This window comes from Psychromonas sp. L1A2 (genome assembly GCF_009828855.1).
Lineage (GTDB): Bacteria > Pseudomonadota > Gammaproteobacteria > Enterobacterales > Psychromonadaceae > Psychromonas.
In genome coordinates, this window is record NZ_WUAG01000002.1 from 1,685,025 (window position 1) to 1,702,535 (window position 17,511).

A 17,511-nucleotide genomic window follows, 5' to 3' on the forward strand; every position below is an offset into this window, starting at 1 on the left:
TTAAATAGCATTAATTAGTCGTTTGATTCTATATGAATCAATATTATTAATGTGCTTAATAACATGAATTCGCGCAAACAAATAAACTCTGCACAAAGTACTTTTACATTATTAGTATAAAATGCTGATTTTATAATCAAAGCCAATATGGCCAAGTTATGAATAGCAAGAAATTGAATAGAGGATGCAAATGAATCCATTTTTTATAACAGAGGTGGCTAATGGCTAATTTAAATATCGCTTTGATTGGCGAATGTATGATTGAATTGCAGGAAGTTAATGGTGTTTTACGTAGATCTTTTGGTGGAGATACACTAAATACAGCTATCTATCTATCACGCTTAACGGCAAGTAAAGATGTTAATGTTAGTTATGTGACTGCATTAGGCCAAGACCAAATTAGCCAAGAAATGGTTGATGCATGGAATGCTGAAGGAATTGATACTCAATTTGTTCAACGTTCTGAAACAAGACAGCCGGGTTTATACATGGTTGAAACGGATGATACAGGTGAGCGTAGTTTCCTTTACTGGCGTGACGCGGCTGCTGCAAAGTTCTGGCTTGAAACAGCAAGTGAAGAGTTAATTGAATCATTATTAAAGCAAGACGTTATTTACTTATCTGGTATTAGTTTAGCGATTTTACCGCCTGCTAGTCGTGAAAAATTATATGACCTACTAGCGCGTTATAAAGCAGCTGGTGGTAAAGTTTATTTTGATAATAATTACCGTCCTAAATTATGGAATTCTGCAGAAGAAGCCGCTGAAGGTTTTAAACGCATTTTAGCAGTTACACATACTGGTCTATTAACGTTCGATGACGAGCAAGCTTTGTTCGGCGACATAAAAGTTGAGCAGTGTATCGAACGTACTCGAGCATTAGGCGTTCAAGAAATTGTTATTAAACAAGGTGGCGGTGAATGTTTGATCATCACAGCAGATGATTCAATTAGTGTTGCTGCTCAAAAAGTAGCACCTGAAAATGTCATTGATACCACTGCGGCGGGAGATTCGTTTGCTGCTGGTTATCTATCAAAACGTACGTTAGGTGAATCAAGTGTTGTTGCTGCTGAAAAAGCACATCAAGTGGCAAGTACAGTTATACAGCATAAAGGCGCAATTATTGATATGCAGTATATTGCTCCTTTTGTAGATTAATTATAAATATTTAGGATAGTAAAATGACAACATTAAATGAAAAGTTACAAGCACTTAAAGTAATTCCTGTAATTGCAATTAAAGACGCTAATGACGCCGTTCCGTTAGGTAAAGTATTAGTTGAAAATGGTATGCCTTGTGCGGAAATTACATTCCGTACTCCTGCTGCTGCACAAGCCATTAAAAACCTACGTGAAGCTTTCCCTGAAATGCTAATTGGCGCTGGTACTGTATTAACAAGCAAAACAGTTGATGAAGCCATTGATGCGGGTGTTGATTTTATCGTGAGCCCTGGCTTTAACCCGACAACGGTTAAATACTGTCAGCAACGTAATATGCCAATCATTCCTGGTGTAAATAGCCCATCTTTAGTTGAGCAAGCAATGGAAATGGGATTAACAACGTTAAAATTCTTCCCTGCTGGTCCATCTGGTGGCGTTCCAATGTTGAAATCACTCACTGCTGTTTACCCTGTTAGCTTTATGCCTACCGGTGGTGTTTCACCTGCGAATATCAATGAATATTTAGATATCAAGGCGGTACTTGCTTGTGGCGGTACTTGGATGGTACCTGCTGATTTAATTGATAATCGTGAATGGGATAAAATTGGACAATTAGTTAAAGAAGCGGTTGCTGCTTTAAAATAATTATCAACTGTCTTTTGGAAACCTCGGTTATGTATTTAATCGAGGTTTTTTTATGTCTTTTAAAAATGAATACAAAAAGTAGTTATACCAATTACATTAAATAAGTAATCTAAATTTCGCGCAGGAAAAATGACTTAGTTTAAGGTGTAAATTGAGCCTTTCGAAGATTAACTTCGTTAATCGTCTGTCTGAGAATTAACCAAAAAACGTTAATGCTTTAATGTTTCTTTCCTTTACGAAATTTACAACGAAGAAATAAGTTATTTTAATAAGTAAAATAGATCAGTTAATAAGTGTGATTGGTATTAATCTACTTTACTGGCTAAAAATTTACTTTTTCATTACAAGTATTGCAAAGTGAATAACTACTTACTTACATTCATTTATGTCCTAAATTGAAAGGTTGTAACCTTAAAGAAAGTAAGCTCTGCGTAAGCGAATATAAAATTGGCATTATTGTTATTAAAGAAGGTTTTATAGGATAAAAGAGGTAAAAAATCTGAGTAATTAATGTTGATCTAACCAAAGAGCAAGTAACCACCTATAAAGAACGGCGGTATTATTTGCTTTGAATTTCATTAGTTGGTCAATAAGAGGTTTTTATTTTGCTGTTTTTTCCATTGTTTCTGAAATATTCACATTTTGGCTTTTATCTAACTCTTCATCTTCAGGCAATGGTTGCCCGGTGTAAGCATGTAAAAAAGCTTCACATAATAATTCGCTATTCGTAGCATGACGTAGATTATTCACTTGGCGTCGGGTACGTTCATCAGTCAGTATTTTCAATACTTTAGTTGGTATTGAAACTGTCACTTTTTTTACCTGTTCACTTTTTTTACCGTGCTCAGCGTAAGGACTAATATATTCACCGTTCCACTTTGTTGACATAATAATAACCTTTTAAAAAATATGCTTTATTTTACCTTGATCTTTTAAGTATGGCAATCTGAACGTAAAGAGGGCTAGAAGTCTATTAAGCTTATTTGAAATTTAAATTTAGCTATCTTTGGTTTTATGCCTTAAATAGTGGTGATTTAAGTGATGTTATTTGTCATTCATTCGGTTTAAGAGTTGATAGTAAGTCTTTAGTGGAAGCCGTTAACTTACTGCTTTTAAATGGGTTTAGCGATAAAGTTTTATCTTCATTTAGCGTGATGTCGTAGAATTGTGGCAGGTTAAAATTAATTTGCTCATCAAGAGAATCAGGGAGGTGACTATTAGATGCGTAGAATCGATTTACGTTTTGTACAAATTCATTTTTTGAACCCGCAAAGTTTAAAAACGTCTCCACATCGTTATCTGCATTAGCAATATAAACGTTAAAACCATTATGATAATTCTCAAAAAAGAATTGAATCAAACCTTCACTTATATGAGACTCAATAACATCTGCCGTTTGATCATAGTGAGTCGTTTTTAAGTTTAATGAACTAGCTGATAATTTCTTTTTAGAAATATGGCTATAAATATCCACAGCACTTTCTAGATGCTGTAATGAAACGCCTTTACGTTCGAAGTAAAATCCAAATTTTCTACCACCAGTCCATAATGTTTGTACCGATCTTGTATGTACGGTATGCAAACGTAGTTGAATAAACTCATTCAGTTTACTGCCGAATGATTGACAAATTTGTTCACTAAAATGTCTGCTATAACAAAATAAATCAATTTGATGAGGTGGCGAAGCATCTTGATGCATTTTTGAAAGGATTGTATTAAGTGCTTCAACCACTGAAAATTGACTATTAAAATGTAATGTACGGACTTCATTCCACGAGTTACGGTATATAAAATCGATACTGCCAATTAGGCTTTCTTTATTTTCACCGTAAGCCATTACATTATCGATCTGGTTTAATTCACTTTCTTCTGTATCTTGCCAATGTCTTGTTGGATCTTTTTCTACATTTAAGAAAATAGATAAATGCTTAATAGCACAAGGCGCACTAAGTGCTTTATCACTGGCTTTTGGTACATATACAGGGAAAACAGCGTATAAGTCTTTTGCAAATTGGTTTAGGTTTTTATCAACTAAATCAGAACCTTGATTATATAAGTGAAGTTTTGTATCTTCATCGTATAATCCATTTACATAACTCCAAGCAACTAACTTAGATAGGTAAGGTGAATCACCTAAACAGGGAGTAGAAGCCAATTCAAAAGAATCTAAAGTACTATTGAATAAGTACCAACCAGCTTTATTTTTACGATGCTCAGGAATTTGAATGAAACTGAGATTATGCTCAACTAGATTTGGTGAGATATTAGGATTAATAATATCAACTTTGCCTGGTAGCGTTTCATGTGCCGCGTAAAGTTTACGAGATAAAATACCTATATCTTCAGCACTGATTGATTCACTAATGTTGTTATCACGTGCAAATTTAATTAAGTTACTATAGCTTAACATTAGCGCATCAAGTAAAAGGGTATTCGCTTGTTTTACTTCGCGTATTTTCCAATTATTACGGTTATCTAAGTCTGCAATTTGACTATCAGTCCAACCCCATTGATTGATTAACTTATTTAATATAGTACGTCGCCAAGCAGAGTTCTCTTTAAAGGAAGATGTCGATAGCATCTCTTCTGTTTTAAAGTAAAAACAAACTCGTACTAACTCTAAACGTTGTAAATCATTAATGCTAATTAAGTAGTCACTTACTTTGCTAAGCATGAGACAGTATGGGTCTAAGTGTTCATCATAGAAATCTTGTTCCTGAAAACTTTTTTTGTATGATGTCGAAATAAGCTCTATATTTGGATACTCCCAAGAATAAGCTTCCATTAAAATGGTCTTTAATGTTGCTTTATATGGGTTATCGATGCCCTTATAAAGTTGCCATAATGTAGCACCAAATAACTCTTCAGCAGGTACACAATATAAGCCACCTAAGTCCAACCAATCATCGGCATTAATTTGCCCAGTTGCACAAAGGTTTTTAACATAGCTATCGTAGTGATGTTCATGTTCATGAGGAATTTGTCGCCATAAAATACGTCGACCAGCAACACGTAATGAGGTGCGATAAAACTCATCGAGTAACAACATATGTTGAGATGTTCCACATGATTCATTACTCAACGCTGCTTTATTATTAACTCTGAATTTATTATCAGGAATAAGGAAGAAGTTTAACTCCACGCCTAAACTTTCCGCCCAATAGGTGATTTCCCATGATTTTTTATCAAGCAATTCAACTCGAGCTGGATCTAATTCATGCGAATAACAAATCCAAACATCAAAATCACTTTCAGAACATTGACCAATAGACGAGGTACTCCCCATGGCATACAAGCCAATAATCTCTGGCGCTTCTATTTCATCTTCTGGCAATTCAATGGCGAATAGCTTTTGTACTAAATTTTGGTGTTTTTTAGTGGGGCTAAATTGACAAATACCAACCGGTACATCACCTTTTATATAACCAGGTAAAGCAGGGTCGTTGAAGTGTAATAATAATGGAAAACTTTGAAAAACATCAGCTTCATCTTGCCTCATTAATGCTAAAGCAGATCTAACGCGTAGGCGAGAAAACTCGTCTGATTTGTCGCGTAATTGGATGATTTCTTGATTCAAGCTGTGTTCCATTTGTGCAGGCGTAAATTACTATTAAACCCTAAAAAAAGTGTGAGCATCATAGCATTAATTATGGTTATTGGTAAATATAGTGTTCTTCTACTACAAGCGCAGTCAACGACGCCCCTAGAGTTATCGAGGGGCTACAGGTTAATCTTCCGCTATCTGGTAAGGGAGAGGAGCGTAATAAAGTGTAGAGCCTTCAAGTTCTTTTACTTGGAAAATATCTTCAGGATTTGTATCTTTCGGCAATACGGCTAATACTTCAATGTGACCATCACCGTATTGACATGCAGACACTATTGCACCGACTCGTTTCCAATTGTTATTTAATAATATTTCGATTGTTTGACCTGCTTTTGGGCAATCGTTTGAACGGCCTGTCAGAATAAACATTGCACGTTTATTAGCTCCACGATATTTTGCTCTAGCTACCGTTTCTTGGCCGATGTAACAACCTTTTGTAAAGCTTATCCCATCAAGCGCCTGTAAATTCAACATTTGTGGGATAAATTGTGCAGATATTTGTGCTTCAATAAAACCGACACCTGCAGCAATATTCATTGCATTCCATAAACTGTCATCGAAGATTTCTGCTTTATTTTTTAAATCGGCTAATAAATCTTCAGCAACTGCATTTTTCATAATCGCAAGATAACGTAATGATGGATATGGTTGTTTTATCAATATTGTGCCGCTATCAAGTAAACTACTTGTTTCATGCGTTGTTGCCGTATCAACCTCTTCAGCAATATATTCTGCTGATTTAGGGCCTGCTAAACCAAATATTTTATATTCAGTTTCTTTTTGTATCACGACTTTAGAAAAAGCAGCATATTTTTTTAATTCTGGTAATTGTACTTCAGAGACAGAGCTAGGCTGAGTTAATAAAACACGGTCTTCTAATACAATTACTCGTGCGACTGTCCACGCTTTTCCTTGAGGGTTACAATGCGCAGCTAAGGTTTGCTGCCCGGTTTCTAATTTTTCAAGATCACAAGTTAATTGTCCTTGTAAAAAAGTAATACGGTCTTCACCTGTTACACTAATTAAATCCCAGCTATCAAGTGGGCATAAAACTAAGTCTGGTAGCTTACTAATGTTCTCAAGTTGGCTAAGTGTTCGCATATTGGCCTCATTTTTGGTCTAATTGGTCTATTACAATGTTATAGCTCACAACCTATTTTGTCAGTAGTTGCTGTTAATAAAACGTTGTTGTTATGATGTTGTGCACTGTATATCAATTGATATAAATAACCGATTAATATTACACGTTATTAATTCGATAAATATTTATTTGTGGGTCATCATCGTTTACTGCTAATTTTGCCTGAACTTACTTTTTAATGCAGTGTAGTATCATGTTTCATATTATTTTGGATTGCTATTATAAATAATCCTCCATTTTTTTTAAAAGGAAGTATTTGTCATGACAGAAGAGGTTTCTCTTTCTCGTTTATTGTGGGCTTGTCGTCGTGGTATGTTAGAACTTGATGTACTGTTTATGCCATTTGCAAAAGAGGCTTACAGTGATTTAAGCCAACAACATAAATTGTCCTTTCAGCGTCTTTTGACTTGCGAAGACCCTGAGTTATTTGCTTGGTTTATGGGGCATAAGACCTGTCCTGATCCTGATCTTGCTGAAATTGTCGATGTCATCCTCAAGCGCGTTAAATTATAACATACAATCTACCCGTTCATTTATCGCCAACGTACTGGCGATAATAACACTGCTATTCAGTGCTATTTTATTGTTTTTGTTGTGGGGAGTGGGTTGGTTTAGTGTTGTTTTTTTAATCGCTTATATATTAACTTCTTTTTATCTTGTCCAATCGTCAATACTCTTACCATTTTCTTGTGCTTTATCTGAAACTGGGAATATCGAAATCAATAAACCCATGGTTATTGCAGGTAAGATTAATTCCCGATCTTTTTATAATGGTTGGATTATATTGCTATGCGTGGAAGCGACAGATAAGTTATTAGTGAAGCAGCTACAACACAACAAACCAAGAAAATGGTTTATTGTGTTTTATGATAGCGTTACAGAAGAAGAGTACCATTTACTTGCTCGTCTTATTAATAGCGCGCGTTGGGGTTAATCTTTTTTAGGGTTTAATATTGTTGGCTTAGGGTTATCGCTTTGTTCTGGATAATCCAAGTTGTAATGTAAACCTCTGCTTTCTTTTCTTCTTATTGCACTTTTTATAATTAATTCTGCGACTTGAACTAAATTTCTCAGTTCTAATAAATTATTGCCTACTTTAAAGTTACTGTAATACTCAGTGATCTCGTGTTGTAATAATTCAACTCGACTTAGTGCCCTTTGTAAGCGTTTATCAGTGCGTACGATACCAACATAATCCCACATAAATAAACGTAGTTCATGCCAGTTATGTTGAATAACAACTTGCTCATCTGAATTTTCAACTTGGCTATCATCCCAATCAGGAATCACTGCAAACTTGCGTTCTTTATAGAAAGGAATACGGTTAATAATATCTTTTGCACAAGCATGCGCATATACAATACATTCCAGTAGTGAATTTGAGGCTAAGCGATTAGCTCCGTGTAAGCCTGTATAAGTCACTTCACCTATTGCATATAAGCCATCAATGTCTGTTTGACCATGGTGATCAATCATAACACCTCCACAAGTATAGTGGGCTGCAGGAACAATAGGCATTGGTTGATGAGCAATATCAAGCCCTAAGAGTAAGCAGCGACGATAGATAGTTGGAAAGTGTTTTACAATGAAATCTTTGGGTTTATGGCTAATATCTAAATACATACAATCCACACCAAGACGCTTCATTTCGTAATCGATCGCACGAGCGACGATATCACGCGGTGCTAATTCACCTCTTTCATCAAAGTCGGGCATGAAACGTGTTCCGTCAGGGCGTAACAATAATGCGCCTTCACCACGTAATGCTTCAGTTAATAGGAAATTTTTTGCATCGGCATGATATAAACAGGTTGGATGGAATTGATTAAACTCCATATTGGCTACACGACAACCACTTCGCCAAGCGAGGGCAACACCATCACCACTGGAAACATCAGGGTTACTGGTATATTGATATACTTTGCTCGCGCCGCCTGTTGCTAAAGTAACAAAGTGAGCATTAATTGTTTCGACATGCTCTGCCGTTCTATTCCAAACATAAGCACCTAATACGCGATTTGCAGGTAAATTTAGTTTTTGTGTGGTGATTAAATCAATGGCGTTGTAGCCTTCCATTAAGGTAATGTTTGGATGTTTTTTAACCGCAGTTAAAAGAGACTCTTCTATTTCTCGACCAGTTGCATCTGCTGCATGTAATATACGTCGATGGGAGTGGCCTCCTTCACGAGTAAGGTGATATTGAGTTTCTTCTTGAGCATTAACTTCAGTGTCGAAGTTAACGCCAGTCTTAATTAACCATTGCATACTTTCTTTTGCATTGTTCACGGTAAAGCGAACAGCTTCTTCATCACATAAACCAGCCCCTGCAACAAGAGTGTCCTCAAAATGCGAGTCAGTGCTATCATCGTCAGAGAAAACAGCAGCTACACCGCCTTGAGCATAATAGGTCGAACCTTCTGAAAGTATGCCCTTACTTAGTACTCTGACGGTACTGTGGTCTGCTATTTTTAGAGCTAGCGATAAACCTGCTGCGCCAGCGCCAATGATTAAAACATCACAAGTGTATTGATGTTCAGTTTTTGTTTTAGTCTCTGTCATGGCATTATATGCTCTGTTTTGGATGAAATGATTAACTAACATTCCGAGTAATGAGAGAGTTTATCCAAAAACATCTTTGTTTTGAATTTATTTGGAACTTTCTTTTTTAATAAAAGTCATATCTGTGAGAATCAATAGCTCACTATAAATATAGGTAGAAAAGCTCAATGAATGAGCGTGAATTAGATTTACAGTTAATACAACGTATACAAAATGGTGAGCAGCAAGCATTTGCATTATTAGTACGTAAGTACCAAACGCGTGTGGCTAACATACTCACACGTTATGTGCGAAGTTCTGGTGATATACCTGACGTGTCGCAAGAAGTGTTTATAAAAGTATATAAATCATTACCTAACTTTAGAGGTGATAGTGCTTTTTATACTTGGCTATTTCGAATTACGGTAAATACAGCTAAAAACTATTTAACAAGTCAAAGCCGACGTCCTCCAGCATCTGATATTGATGCAGAAGAAGCTGATAGTTATGACGGAAGTGGTGCTTTAAAAGATGATGCTAACCCTGAGGCAATTTTACATTCACAGGAAATAAAGCAAGTTATCTTAAAAGTAATTGGTGATTTACCTGATGAGTTAAAGTCAGCGATTACATTACGTGAACTTGAAGGCATGAGTTATGACGAAATTGCACAAATTGAAAATTGTCCAATTGGTACCGTTAGATCTCGCATCTTTAGAGCGCGTGAAGCAATTGATAAACAATTAAAACCTTTATTAGAAAATTAATTGGAATTTATAATGAAAGAATACTCACAAGACCTATCATCACTCATTGATAATGAGTTAGGTGATAAAGAGGTCATTAATACGGTTCTTGAAGATGCAGCTTTACAAAAACAGTTTTCAAGATATCAACTAATTGGTGATGTACTTCGTGATGAAAGCAATGGCTTAGATTTGCGAATGGATGTTACAGATAGTGTGATGGCTGCAATTGCTAATGAACAGCAGGATGATTATGTTGCACCTTTGAGCGCAGCTCCTGAACCAGAGAAAAGTAATGTTGTGCCATTTATGAAACGCTTTGGACAGTATGCGATTGCTGCATCTGTAGCAGGTGTTGTGGTTGTTAGTAGCTTGATGGTAAATCAAGGTTCAGCAACTGACCCAAGTGTTGCTCCGGTATTAAATACCGTACCATTTGGCGGCGCAGCTGCACCAGTTAGTTTACAAGCAACACCATTACAAACTAAAAGTGATATCAAAGAGCGTAATGAACGTGTAGAAGCGTTATTAAAAGACCATCAGCTACAGTTACAAACACAGCCTTAAGGTTAACGATGAAACATCGATTATTTTTAGTTGCGTTAATGTCGCTATTGTCTTTATTAGTGTCACCGCAACTAATCGCAAGCCCAGAAGTAGCCCAATCAGAAGTTAAAATCGAAACTAAACAAGCATTACCGTCTGCTTTAAATTATTTAAATAATATGAAGCAGGCTTATCAGAAATTAAATTATAAACTGCTTTATCTTAATACTGCTCAAAATCAAATAGAGCCGAAGCAACTTATCCATGGTGTTGTAGATGGTAAAAGCATTGCTTACTTCTATTTCTTAAATGGAACAATGCGAGAGTCTTTACAGTTTGATGGGAAAATTAGTTTCTACCAACAGGGTAGCCAAGCCTATAGCTTAGCAACCAATCGAGATCAAAGTGTCTTTGCTAATATTGCTAATTTTGACTTTGAAAATGGTAATAAGAATTATGAATATATCATTCTTGGTAGAGATAGAATCGCAGGAAAAAAAGCCATCGCGATCCGAATGATTAGTAAAGATCAATATCGATATAGTTATATTGTATGGCTCGATTTAGAAAGTTATTTGCCATTACGTCTCGATATCATTAATAAATCGAATCAAATTGTTGAACAAACTATGGTTGTTTCATTGAATATAAGTGAAACCATAAACCCGTGGATCCAACAGCTAAGTGTTCAGGCAACCCCTGAAGTATTACATCTACCGTTAACTACAATGGCGGAGTTACCTAAGTGGCAACTTGATTGGATGCCGCCAGGTTTTGAAATCGTAAAAGACGATCAGCATAAATTAATGATGCACGATACAGACCCTGTTTCATATATTATGCTTAATGATGGTATTGTGCGTGTATCTGTTTATGTATCAACGAAACAAACAGAATTAGCAGAACAACAGAATATTATTCAACGCGGTGGAACACTAATTTATACTAAGCAAACAGAAAATATTGAAATTAATGTTATTGGAGAAATTCCACTTCTTACTGCAGAAAAAATTGCAGCCTCAATCGAGCCTTCGAAATAATGCTACATGAAACAGGTAAAATAATAGATATAACCGTTATTAACGGAGAAAAAACAGCAATTGTTGAATGTATCTCTAAATCTGCCTGTAAATCATGTAGTAGTAATGATAATTGTGGGGTAGGTATTGTTGCTAAAGGTCTTAGTGATAAGTCTCATAAACTATCCATGCCATTTAAAGAAGGGATGAAGGTTGATCATTCCATAGAGTTATTAATTGAAAATAACGATATCGTTAAAAGCTCACTAATTGTTTATATCATTCCTCTATTCCTTTTTATCGTTACATGTACATTAAGTAACTTATTTTTCTCTAATGAACTGCTGGTTATCTTCGCATCTGGTGTGTCTTTAGTTGTTGGAACTTGTATCGCTAAAGCTGTTTCATCAAAGCTATACCCAATCAACAGCCTCAATAAACTCATCAGTACAAAATAACATCTAAATAAACTGTTAAATTGAACAGTTTGTTTGTTAATTAATCACTCTGTGATTTAATTGAAATAAACGCAATAAAACACTTGCCAATAGTTTCGCTATCCCTATAATACGCCGCACAGACAAGGACGGAGGCGCAAGCCACTAACCAACACTGAGAATATTTTAACGTATTAACGCTTCGTAGTTCGCTTCGAAATTAAGTTAAATTAAAACGTTGACATTGTTCGAAAGGCGCGTAATATACGCCGCCTAGCCGAAAGGCACGCTCTTTAACAATTTAATCAAACAATCTGTGTGTGCACTTGTTGTTGATGTGATTTCAAAAAAATCAAAGTCCTTTCTTGTAAAGGCAACATCAATAATAGTGACACACGAAATAATTCATTATTTCAGAATAATAAATTGTGAGTTTCTTATATTTATATAGGGAGATTAGCAGTAAGTTTTAGTCAGTAGTATTGAGTCGCACTTTTAATTAAGTGCAAATTAAACTTTAAATTGAAGAGTTTGATCATGGCTCAGATTGAACGCTGGCGGCAGGCTTAACACATGCAAGTCGAACGGTAACAGAAAGTAGCTTGCTACTTTGCTGACGAGTGGCGGACGGGTGAGTAATGCTTGGGAATATGCCTTATGGTGGGGGACAACAGTTGGAAACGACTGCTAATACCGCATAACATCTCCGGATCAAAGTGGGGGACCTTCGGGCCTCACGCCATAAGAGTAGCCCAAGTGGGATTAGCTAGTTGGTAAGGTAATGGCTTACCAAGGCGACGATCCCTAGTTGGTCTTAGAGGATGACCAGCCACACTGGAACTGAGACACGGTCCAGACTCCTACGGGAGGCAGCAGTGGGGAATATTGCACAATGGGCGCAAGCCTGATGCAGCCATGCCGCGTGTGTGAAGAAGGCTTTCGGGTTGTAAAGCACTTTCAGCGAGGAGGAAAGGGTAAATCTTAATAGGTTTTATCTGTGACGTTACTCGCAGAAGAAGCACCGGCTAACTCCGTGCCAGCAGCCGCGGTAATACGGAGGGTGCGAGCGTTAATCGGAATTACTGGGCGTAAAGCGCGCGTAGGCGGTTAATTAAGTCAGATGTGAAATCCCAGGGCTCAACCTTGGAACTGCATTTGAAACTGGTTAACTAGAGTTTTGTAGAGGGTGGTAGAATTTCAGGTGTAGCGGTGAAATGCGTAGAGATCTGAAGGAATACCAGTGGCGAAGGCGGCCACCTGGACAAAGACTGACGCTGAGGCGCGAAGGCGTGGGGAGCAAACGGGATTAGATACCCCGGTAGTCCACGCAGTAAACGATGTCTATTAGAATTTTGTGGCTATATGCCGTGGGATTCAAAGCTAACGCATTAAATAGACCGCCTGGGGAGTACGGCCGCAAGGTTAAAACTCAAATGAATTGACGGGGGCCCGCACAAGCGGTGGAGCATGTGGTTTAATTCGATGCAACGCGAAGAACCTTACCATCCCTTGACATCCAGAGAATCACCAAGAGATTGATGAGTGCCTTCGGGAACTCTGAGACAGGTGCTGCATGGCTGTCGTCAGCTCGTGTTGTGAAATGTTGGGTTAAGTCCCGCAACGAGCGCAACCCTTATCCTTATTTGCCAGCGGGTTATGCCGGGAACTCTAGGGACACTGCCGGTGATAAACCGGAGGAAGGTGGGGACGACGTCAAGTCATCATGGCCCTTACGGGATGGGCTACACACGTGCTACAATGGCAAATACAAAGGGCTGCTAACCAGCGATGGTATGCGAATCTCCTAAAGTTTGTCGTAGTCCGGATCGGAGTCTGCAACTCGACTCCGTGAAGTTGGAATCGCTAGTAATCGTGGATCAGAATGCCACGGTGAATACGTTCCCGGGCCTTGTACACACCGCCCGTCACACCATGGGAGTGGGCTGCACCAGAAGTCATTAGCTTAACCCTTCGGGGATGGCGATGACCACGGTGTGGTTCATGACTGGGGTGAAGTCGTAACAAGGTAGCCCTAGGGGAACCTGGGGCTGGATCACCTCCTTACGTAAAGAAACACATTAGCAAGCCTTACGGTGAATTTGCTTAGGCAAATAAACCTACCGGCTATGAAAGTTTGCTTAGGCAATTTTCATATGAGTGCCCACACAGATTGTTTGATTAGACTGATTAGAAAGCAAAGTAGGTTCCGGGTCCCCATCGTCTAGAGGCCTAGGACACCGCCCTTTCACGGCGGTAACAGGGGTTCAAATCCCCTTGGGGATACCAACTACTACTTTAATGAAAGATACTTAATAACTGTTCTTGCTTAGAATGATTATTAAGTGTTTTTAACACTGCTCTTTAACAATTAGGAAAGCTGATAAATGTTCTTATTTATCACACAATAACAATGACACTTCGGTGTTGATTGGTGTGATAAATATAAACGAAATTGTTCTCAGTATTTAAAATAACTACTTGTAGTTAAATTAGATATTGTAATCAAGCAAAATAAAAAGCACACATTATAGTAATTCGTTACTGTAATGTGAGTACGTATCTACTCAGTTAATTTATTAATTGATAGGTGCACGAAAAACGATTGTTTTTCATATGTAAAATATGAGTCACAAGCGTCTTGGAAGCAACATACACATCTAGACACTGTTTAGGTGTTGTATGGTTAAGTGAATAAGCGTGCACGGTGGATGCCTAGGCAATTAGAGGCGATGAAGGACGTGGTAATCTGCGATAAGTCCAGGGGAGTTGATAACAAGCGTTATATCCTGGAATTCCGAATGGGGCAACCCGGCACTTAGTGTCATCGGCTAGTGAATACATAGCTAGTCGAAGCAAACGAGGGGAACTGAAACATCTAAGTACCCTTAGGAAAAGAAATCAACCGAGATTCCGAAAGTAGCGGCGAGCGAAATCGGAACAGCCCTTAAGCTGTTTAAAAGTTAGTGGAAGGCTCTGGAAAGTGCCACGGTACAGGGTGATAGTCCCGTACACAAAAACTTCTTTACAGTGAAAACGAGTAAGACGGGACACGAGAAATCCTGTTTGAATATGGGGGGACCATCCTCCAAGGCTAAATACTCCTAATTGACCGATAGTGAACCAGTACCGTGAGGGAAAGGCGAAAAGAACCCCTGTGAGGGGAGTGAAATAGAACCTGAAACCGTGTACGTACAAGCAGTAGGAGCGGATTTATTCCGTGACTGCGTACCTTTTGTATAATGGGTCAACGACTTAATTTCAGTAGCAAGGTTAACCGTTTAGGGGAGCCGTAGGGAAACCGAGTCTTAACTGGGCGAATAGTTGCTGGGATTAGACCCGAAACTTGGTGATCTAGCCATGAGCAGGTTGAAGGTTGAGTAACATCAACTGGAGGACCGAACCCACTAATGTTGAAAAATTAGGGGATGACTTGTGGCTGGGGGTGAAAGGCCAATCAAACCAAGAGATAGCTGGTTCTCCTCGAAAGCTATTTAGGTAGCGCCTCATGTATCACTGTTGGGGGTAGAGCACTGTTAAGGCTAGGGGGTCATCCCGACTTACCAACCCTTTGCAAACTCCGAATACCAACAAGTGCAATCATGGGAGACACACGGCGGGTGCTAACGTCCGTCGTGGAAAGGGAAACAACCCAGACCGCCAGCTAAGGTCCCAAAGTATATGTTAAGTGGGAAACGATGTGGGAAGGCTTAGACAGCTAGGAAGTTGGCTTAGAAGCAGCCATCTTTTAAAGAAAGCGTAATAGCTCACTAGTCGAGTCGGCCTGCGCGGAAGATTTAACGGGGCTAAACATATCACCGAAGCTGCGGACGCATATTTATATGCGTGGTAGAGGAGCGTTCTGTAAGCCGTCGAAGGGAAAGCTGTAAGGCATCCTGGAGGTATCAGAAGTGCGAATGTTGACATGAGTAACGATAAGGGGGGTGAAAAACCTCCCCGCCGGAAGACCAAGGGTTCCTGTCCAACGTTAATCGGGGCAGGGTGAGTCGACCCCTAAGGCGAGGCCGAAAGGCGTAGTCGATGGGAAACGGGTTAATATTCCCGTACCCTTTATTATTGCGATGGGAGGACGGAGAAGGCTAGGTGGGCCTGGCGATGGTTGTCCAGGTTCAAGTATGTAGGTGGGAGACTTAGGTAAATCCGGGTTTCTACTAACACTGAGATACGATGTCGAGGTACTAAGGTACTGAAGTCATTGATGCCATGCTTCCAGGAAAAGTCTCTAAGCTTCAGATAATAAAGGATCGTACCCCAAACCGACACAGGTGGTCAGGTAGAGAATACCAAGGCGCTTGAGAGAACTCGGGTAAAGGAACTAGGCAAAATGGTACCGTAACTTCGGGAGAAGGTACGCCTTTGGCGGTGATGAGACTTGCTCTCTAAGCTGCTAGAGGCCGAAGATACCAGATGGCTGCAACTGTTTATTAAAAACACAGCACTCTGCTAAATCGTAAGATGACGTATAGGGTGTGACGCCTGCCCGGTGCCGGAAGGTTAATTGATGAGGTTAGACTTAGGTCGAAGCTTTTGATCGAAGCCCCGGTAAACGGCGGCCGTAACTATAACGGTCCTAAGGTAGCGAAATTCCTTGTCGGGTAAGTTCCGACCTGCACGAATGGCGTAATGATGGCCATGCTGTCTCTACCCGAGACTCAGTGAAGTTGAAATCGCAGTGAAGATGCTGTGTACCCGCGGCTAGACGGAAAGACCCCGTGAACCTTTACTATAGCTTAGCAGTGAACTTAGAGCCTACATGTGTAGGATAGGTGGGAGGCTTTGAAGCGTTGTCGCCAGATGACGTGGAGCCAATCTTGAAATACCACCCTTGTATGTTTTGAGTTCTAACCATGGCCCCTGAATCGGGGTTTGGGACACTGTTTGGTGGGTAGTTTGACTGGGGCGGTCTCCTCCTAAAGAGTAACGGAGGAGTACGAAGGTTGGCTAATCACGGTCGGACATCGTGAGGTTAGTACAATGGTATAAGCCAGCTTAACTGCGAGACAGACACGTCGAGCAGGTACGAAAGTAGGTCATAGTGATCCGGTGGTTCTGAATGGAAGGGCCATCGCTCAACGGATAAAAGGTACTCCGGGGATAACAGGCTGATACCGCCCAAGAGTTCATATCGACGGCGGTGTTTGGCACCTCGATGTCGGCTCATCACATCCTGGGGCTGAAGTCGGTCCCAAGGGTATGGCTGTTCGCCATTTAAAGTGGTACGCGAGCTGGGTTTAGAACGTCGTGAGACAGTTCGGTCCCTATCTGCCGTGGGCGTTTGAGAATTGAGAGGGGCTGCTCCTAGTACGAGAGGACCGGAGTGGACGAACCGCTGGTGTTCGGGTTGTATCGCCAGATGCATTGCCCGGTAGCTACGTTCGGAATCGATAACCGCTGAAAGCATCTAAGCGGGAAGCGAGCCTCAAGATGAGTTCTCACTGGAACTTTAAGTTCCCTAAAGGGCCGTTGGAGACTACAACGTTGATAGGCAAGGTGTGTAAGTGCAGTAATGTATTGAGCTAACTTGTACTAATTACCCGTGAGGCTTAACCATACAACACCTAAGTGGTGTTGGTGTTTACCAAGACTAGAGTGGATACTCTTTAAACTAGCGCTTGTGAAGTATATTTACATAAAAAAAATTTTGTAAGATGAAAAAAT

The 17,511-nt window shown here is 39.3% G+C and carries 12 protein-coding genes, 1 tRNA gene and 2 rRNA genes; 11 read left to right on the forward strand and 4 right to left on the reverse strand.

Annotated elements, in window-relative coordinates; translation table 11 throughout:
* Window positions 1-221: 221 nt before the first annotated feature.
* On the forward strand, window positions 222-1,157 hold the full coding sequence (locus GQR59_RS17730; RefSeq protein WP_160064887.1) for a sugar kinase: 936 nt from the start codon (window positions 222-224) through the stop codon (window positions 1,155-1,157).
* A 23-nt stretch (window positions 1,158-1,180) separates the two neighbouring features.
* The gene (locus tag GQR59_RS17735; protein WP_160064889.1) at window positions 1,181-1,804 is read left to right on the forward strand and encodes a bifunctional 4-hydroxy-2-oxoglutarate aldolase/2-dehydro-3-deoxy-phosphogluconate aldolase; all 624 of its coding nucleotides are present in this window, start codon (window positions 1,181-1,183) and stop codon (window positions 1,802-1,804) included.
* 600 nt (window positions 1,805-2,404) lie between these two features.
* Here the strand turns inward: GQR59_RS17735 and metJ are convergent.
* The 3 genes from metJ to ygfZ form a co-directional block, all read right to left on the reverse strand.
* The gene (gene metJ / locus GQR59_RS17740) at window positions 2,405-2,692 is read right to left on the reverse strand and encodes a met regulon transcriptional regulator MetJ (protein WP_160064891.1); all 288 of its coding nucleotides are present in this window, start codon (window positions 2,690-2,692) and stop codon (window positions 2,405-2,407) included.
* A 163-nt stretch (window positions 2,693-2,855) separates the two neighbouring features.
* Window positions 2,856-5,381, reverse strand: a complete 2,526-nt coding sequence (locus GQR59_RS17745; protein ID WP_201288137.1) for a class I adenylate cyclase — start codon at window positions 5,379-5,381, stop codon at window positions 2,856-2,858.
* Between the two features lie 150 nt (window positions 5,382-5,531).
* Window positions 5,532-6,509, reverse strand: coding sequence for a tRNA-modifying protein YgfZ (gene ygfZ, locus GQR59_RS17750; protein ID WP_160064895.1), 978 nt, complete (start codon window positions 6,507-6,509; stop codon window positions 5,532-5,534).
* Between the two features lie 301 nt (window positions 6,510-6,810).
* Here ygfZ and GQR59_RS17755 point away from each other — a divergent pair, with 301 nt between their 5' ends.
* Window positions 6,811-7,062 carry an FAD assembly factor SdhE gene (locus GQR59_RS17755; RefSeq protein WP_160064897.1) on the forward strand — a complete coding sequence of 84 codons (252 nt, stop codon included), beginning with the start codon at window positions 6,811-6,813 and terminating at the stop codon, window positions 7,060-7,062.
* Window positions 7,034-7,483, forward strand: a complete 450-nt coding sequence (locus GQR59_RS17760; protein WP_160064899.1) for a protein YgfX — start codon at window positions 7,034-7,036, stop codon at window positions 7,481-7,483. The genes GQR59_RS17755 and GQR59_RS17760 overlap by 29 nt, the downstream gene beginning before the upstream one ends.
* Here GQR59_RS17760 and nadB read toward each other — a convergent pair.
* Entirely contained in the window at window positions 7,480-9,108 is a 1,629-nt protein-coding gene (nadB, locus tag GQR59_RS17765) for an L-aspartate oxidase (RefSeq protein WP_160064901.1), read from the reverse strand. The genes GQR59_RS17760 and nadB overlap by 4 nt on opposite strands.
* Window positions 9,109-9,275: 167 nt before the next feature.
* Here nadB and rpoE point away from each other — a divergent pair, with 167 nt between their 5' ends.
* From rpoE to GQR59_RS17800, 7 genes are all read left to right on the forward strand, one after another.
* Window positions 9,276-9,854 carry an RNA polymerase sigma factor RpoE gene (rpoE, locus tag GQR59_RS17770; RefSeq protein WP_160064903.1) on the forward strand — a complete coding sequence of 193 codons (579 nt, stop codon included), beginning with the start codon at window positions 9,276-9,278 and terminating at the stop codon, window positions 9,852-9,854.
* A gap of 12 nt (window positions 9,855-9,866) precedes the next feature.
* Window positions 9,867-10,400, forward strand: a complete 534-nt coding sequence (locus GQR59_RS17775; protein WP_160064905.1) for a sigma-E factor negative regulatory protein — start codon at window positions 9,867-9,869, stop codon at window positions 10,398-10,400.
* An 8-nt stretch (window positions 10,401-10,408) separates the two neighbouring features.
* Complete coding sequence (locus GQR59_RS17780) at window positions 10,409-11,419, forward strand: MucB/RseB C-terminal domain-containing protein (protein WP_160064907.1); 1,011 nt, start codon at window positions 10,409-10,411, stop codon at window positions 11,417-11,419.
* Window positions 11,419-11,856 carry a SoxR reducing system RseC family protein gene (locus GQR59_RS17785; RefSeq protein ID WP_160064909.1) on the forward strand — a complete coding sequence of 146 codons (438 nt, stop codon included), beginning with the start codon at window positions 11,419-11,421 and terminating at the stop codon, window positions 11,854-11,856. Before GQR59_RS17780 ends, GQR59_RS17785 begins: the two co-directional genes overlap by 1 nt.
* Before the next feature lie 498 nt (window positions 11,857-12,354).
* Window positions 12,355-13,899 (forward strand): 16S ribosomal RNA (locus GQR59_RS17790).
* 146 nt (window positions 13,900-14,045) lie between these two features.
* Window positions 14,046-14,121, forward strand: a tRNA-Glu gene (locus GQR59_RS17795).
* A 395-nt stretch (window positions 14,122-14,516) separates the two neighbouring features.
* Window positions 14,517-17,404, forward strand: a 23S ribosomal RNA gene (locus tag GQR59_RS17800).
* The 16S and 23S rRNA genes sit together here with 1 tRNA gene alongside, the layout of an rRNA operon.
* Window positions 17,405-17,511: the final 107 nt, after the last annotated feature.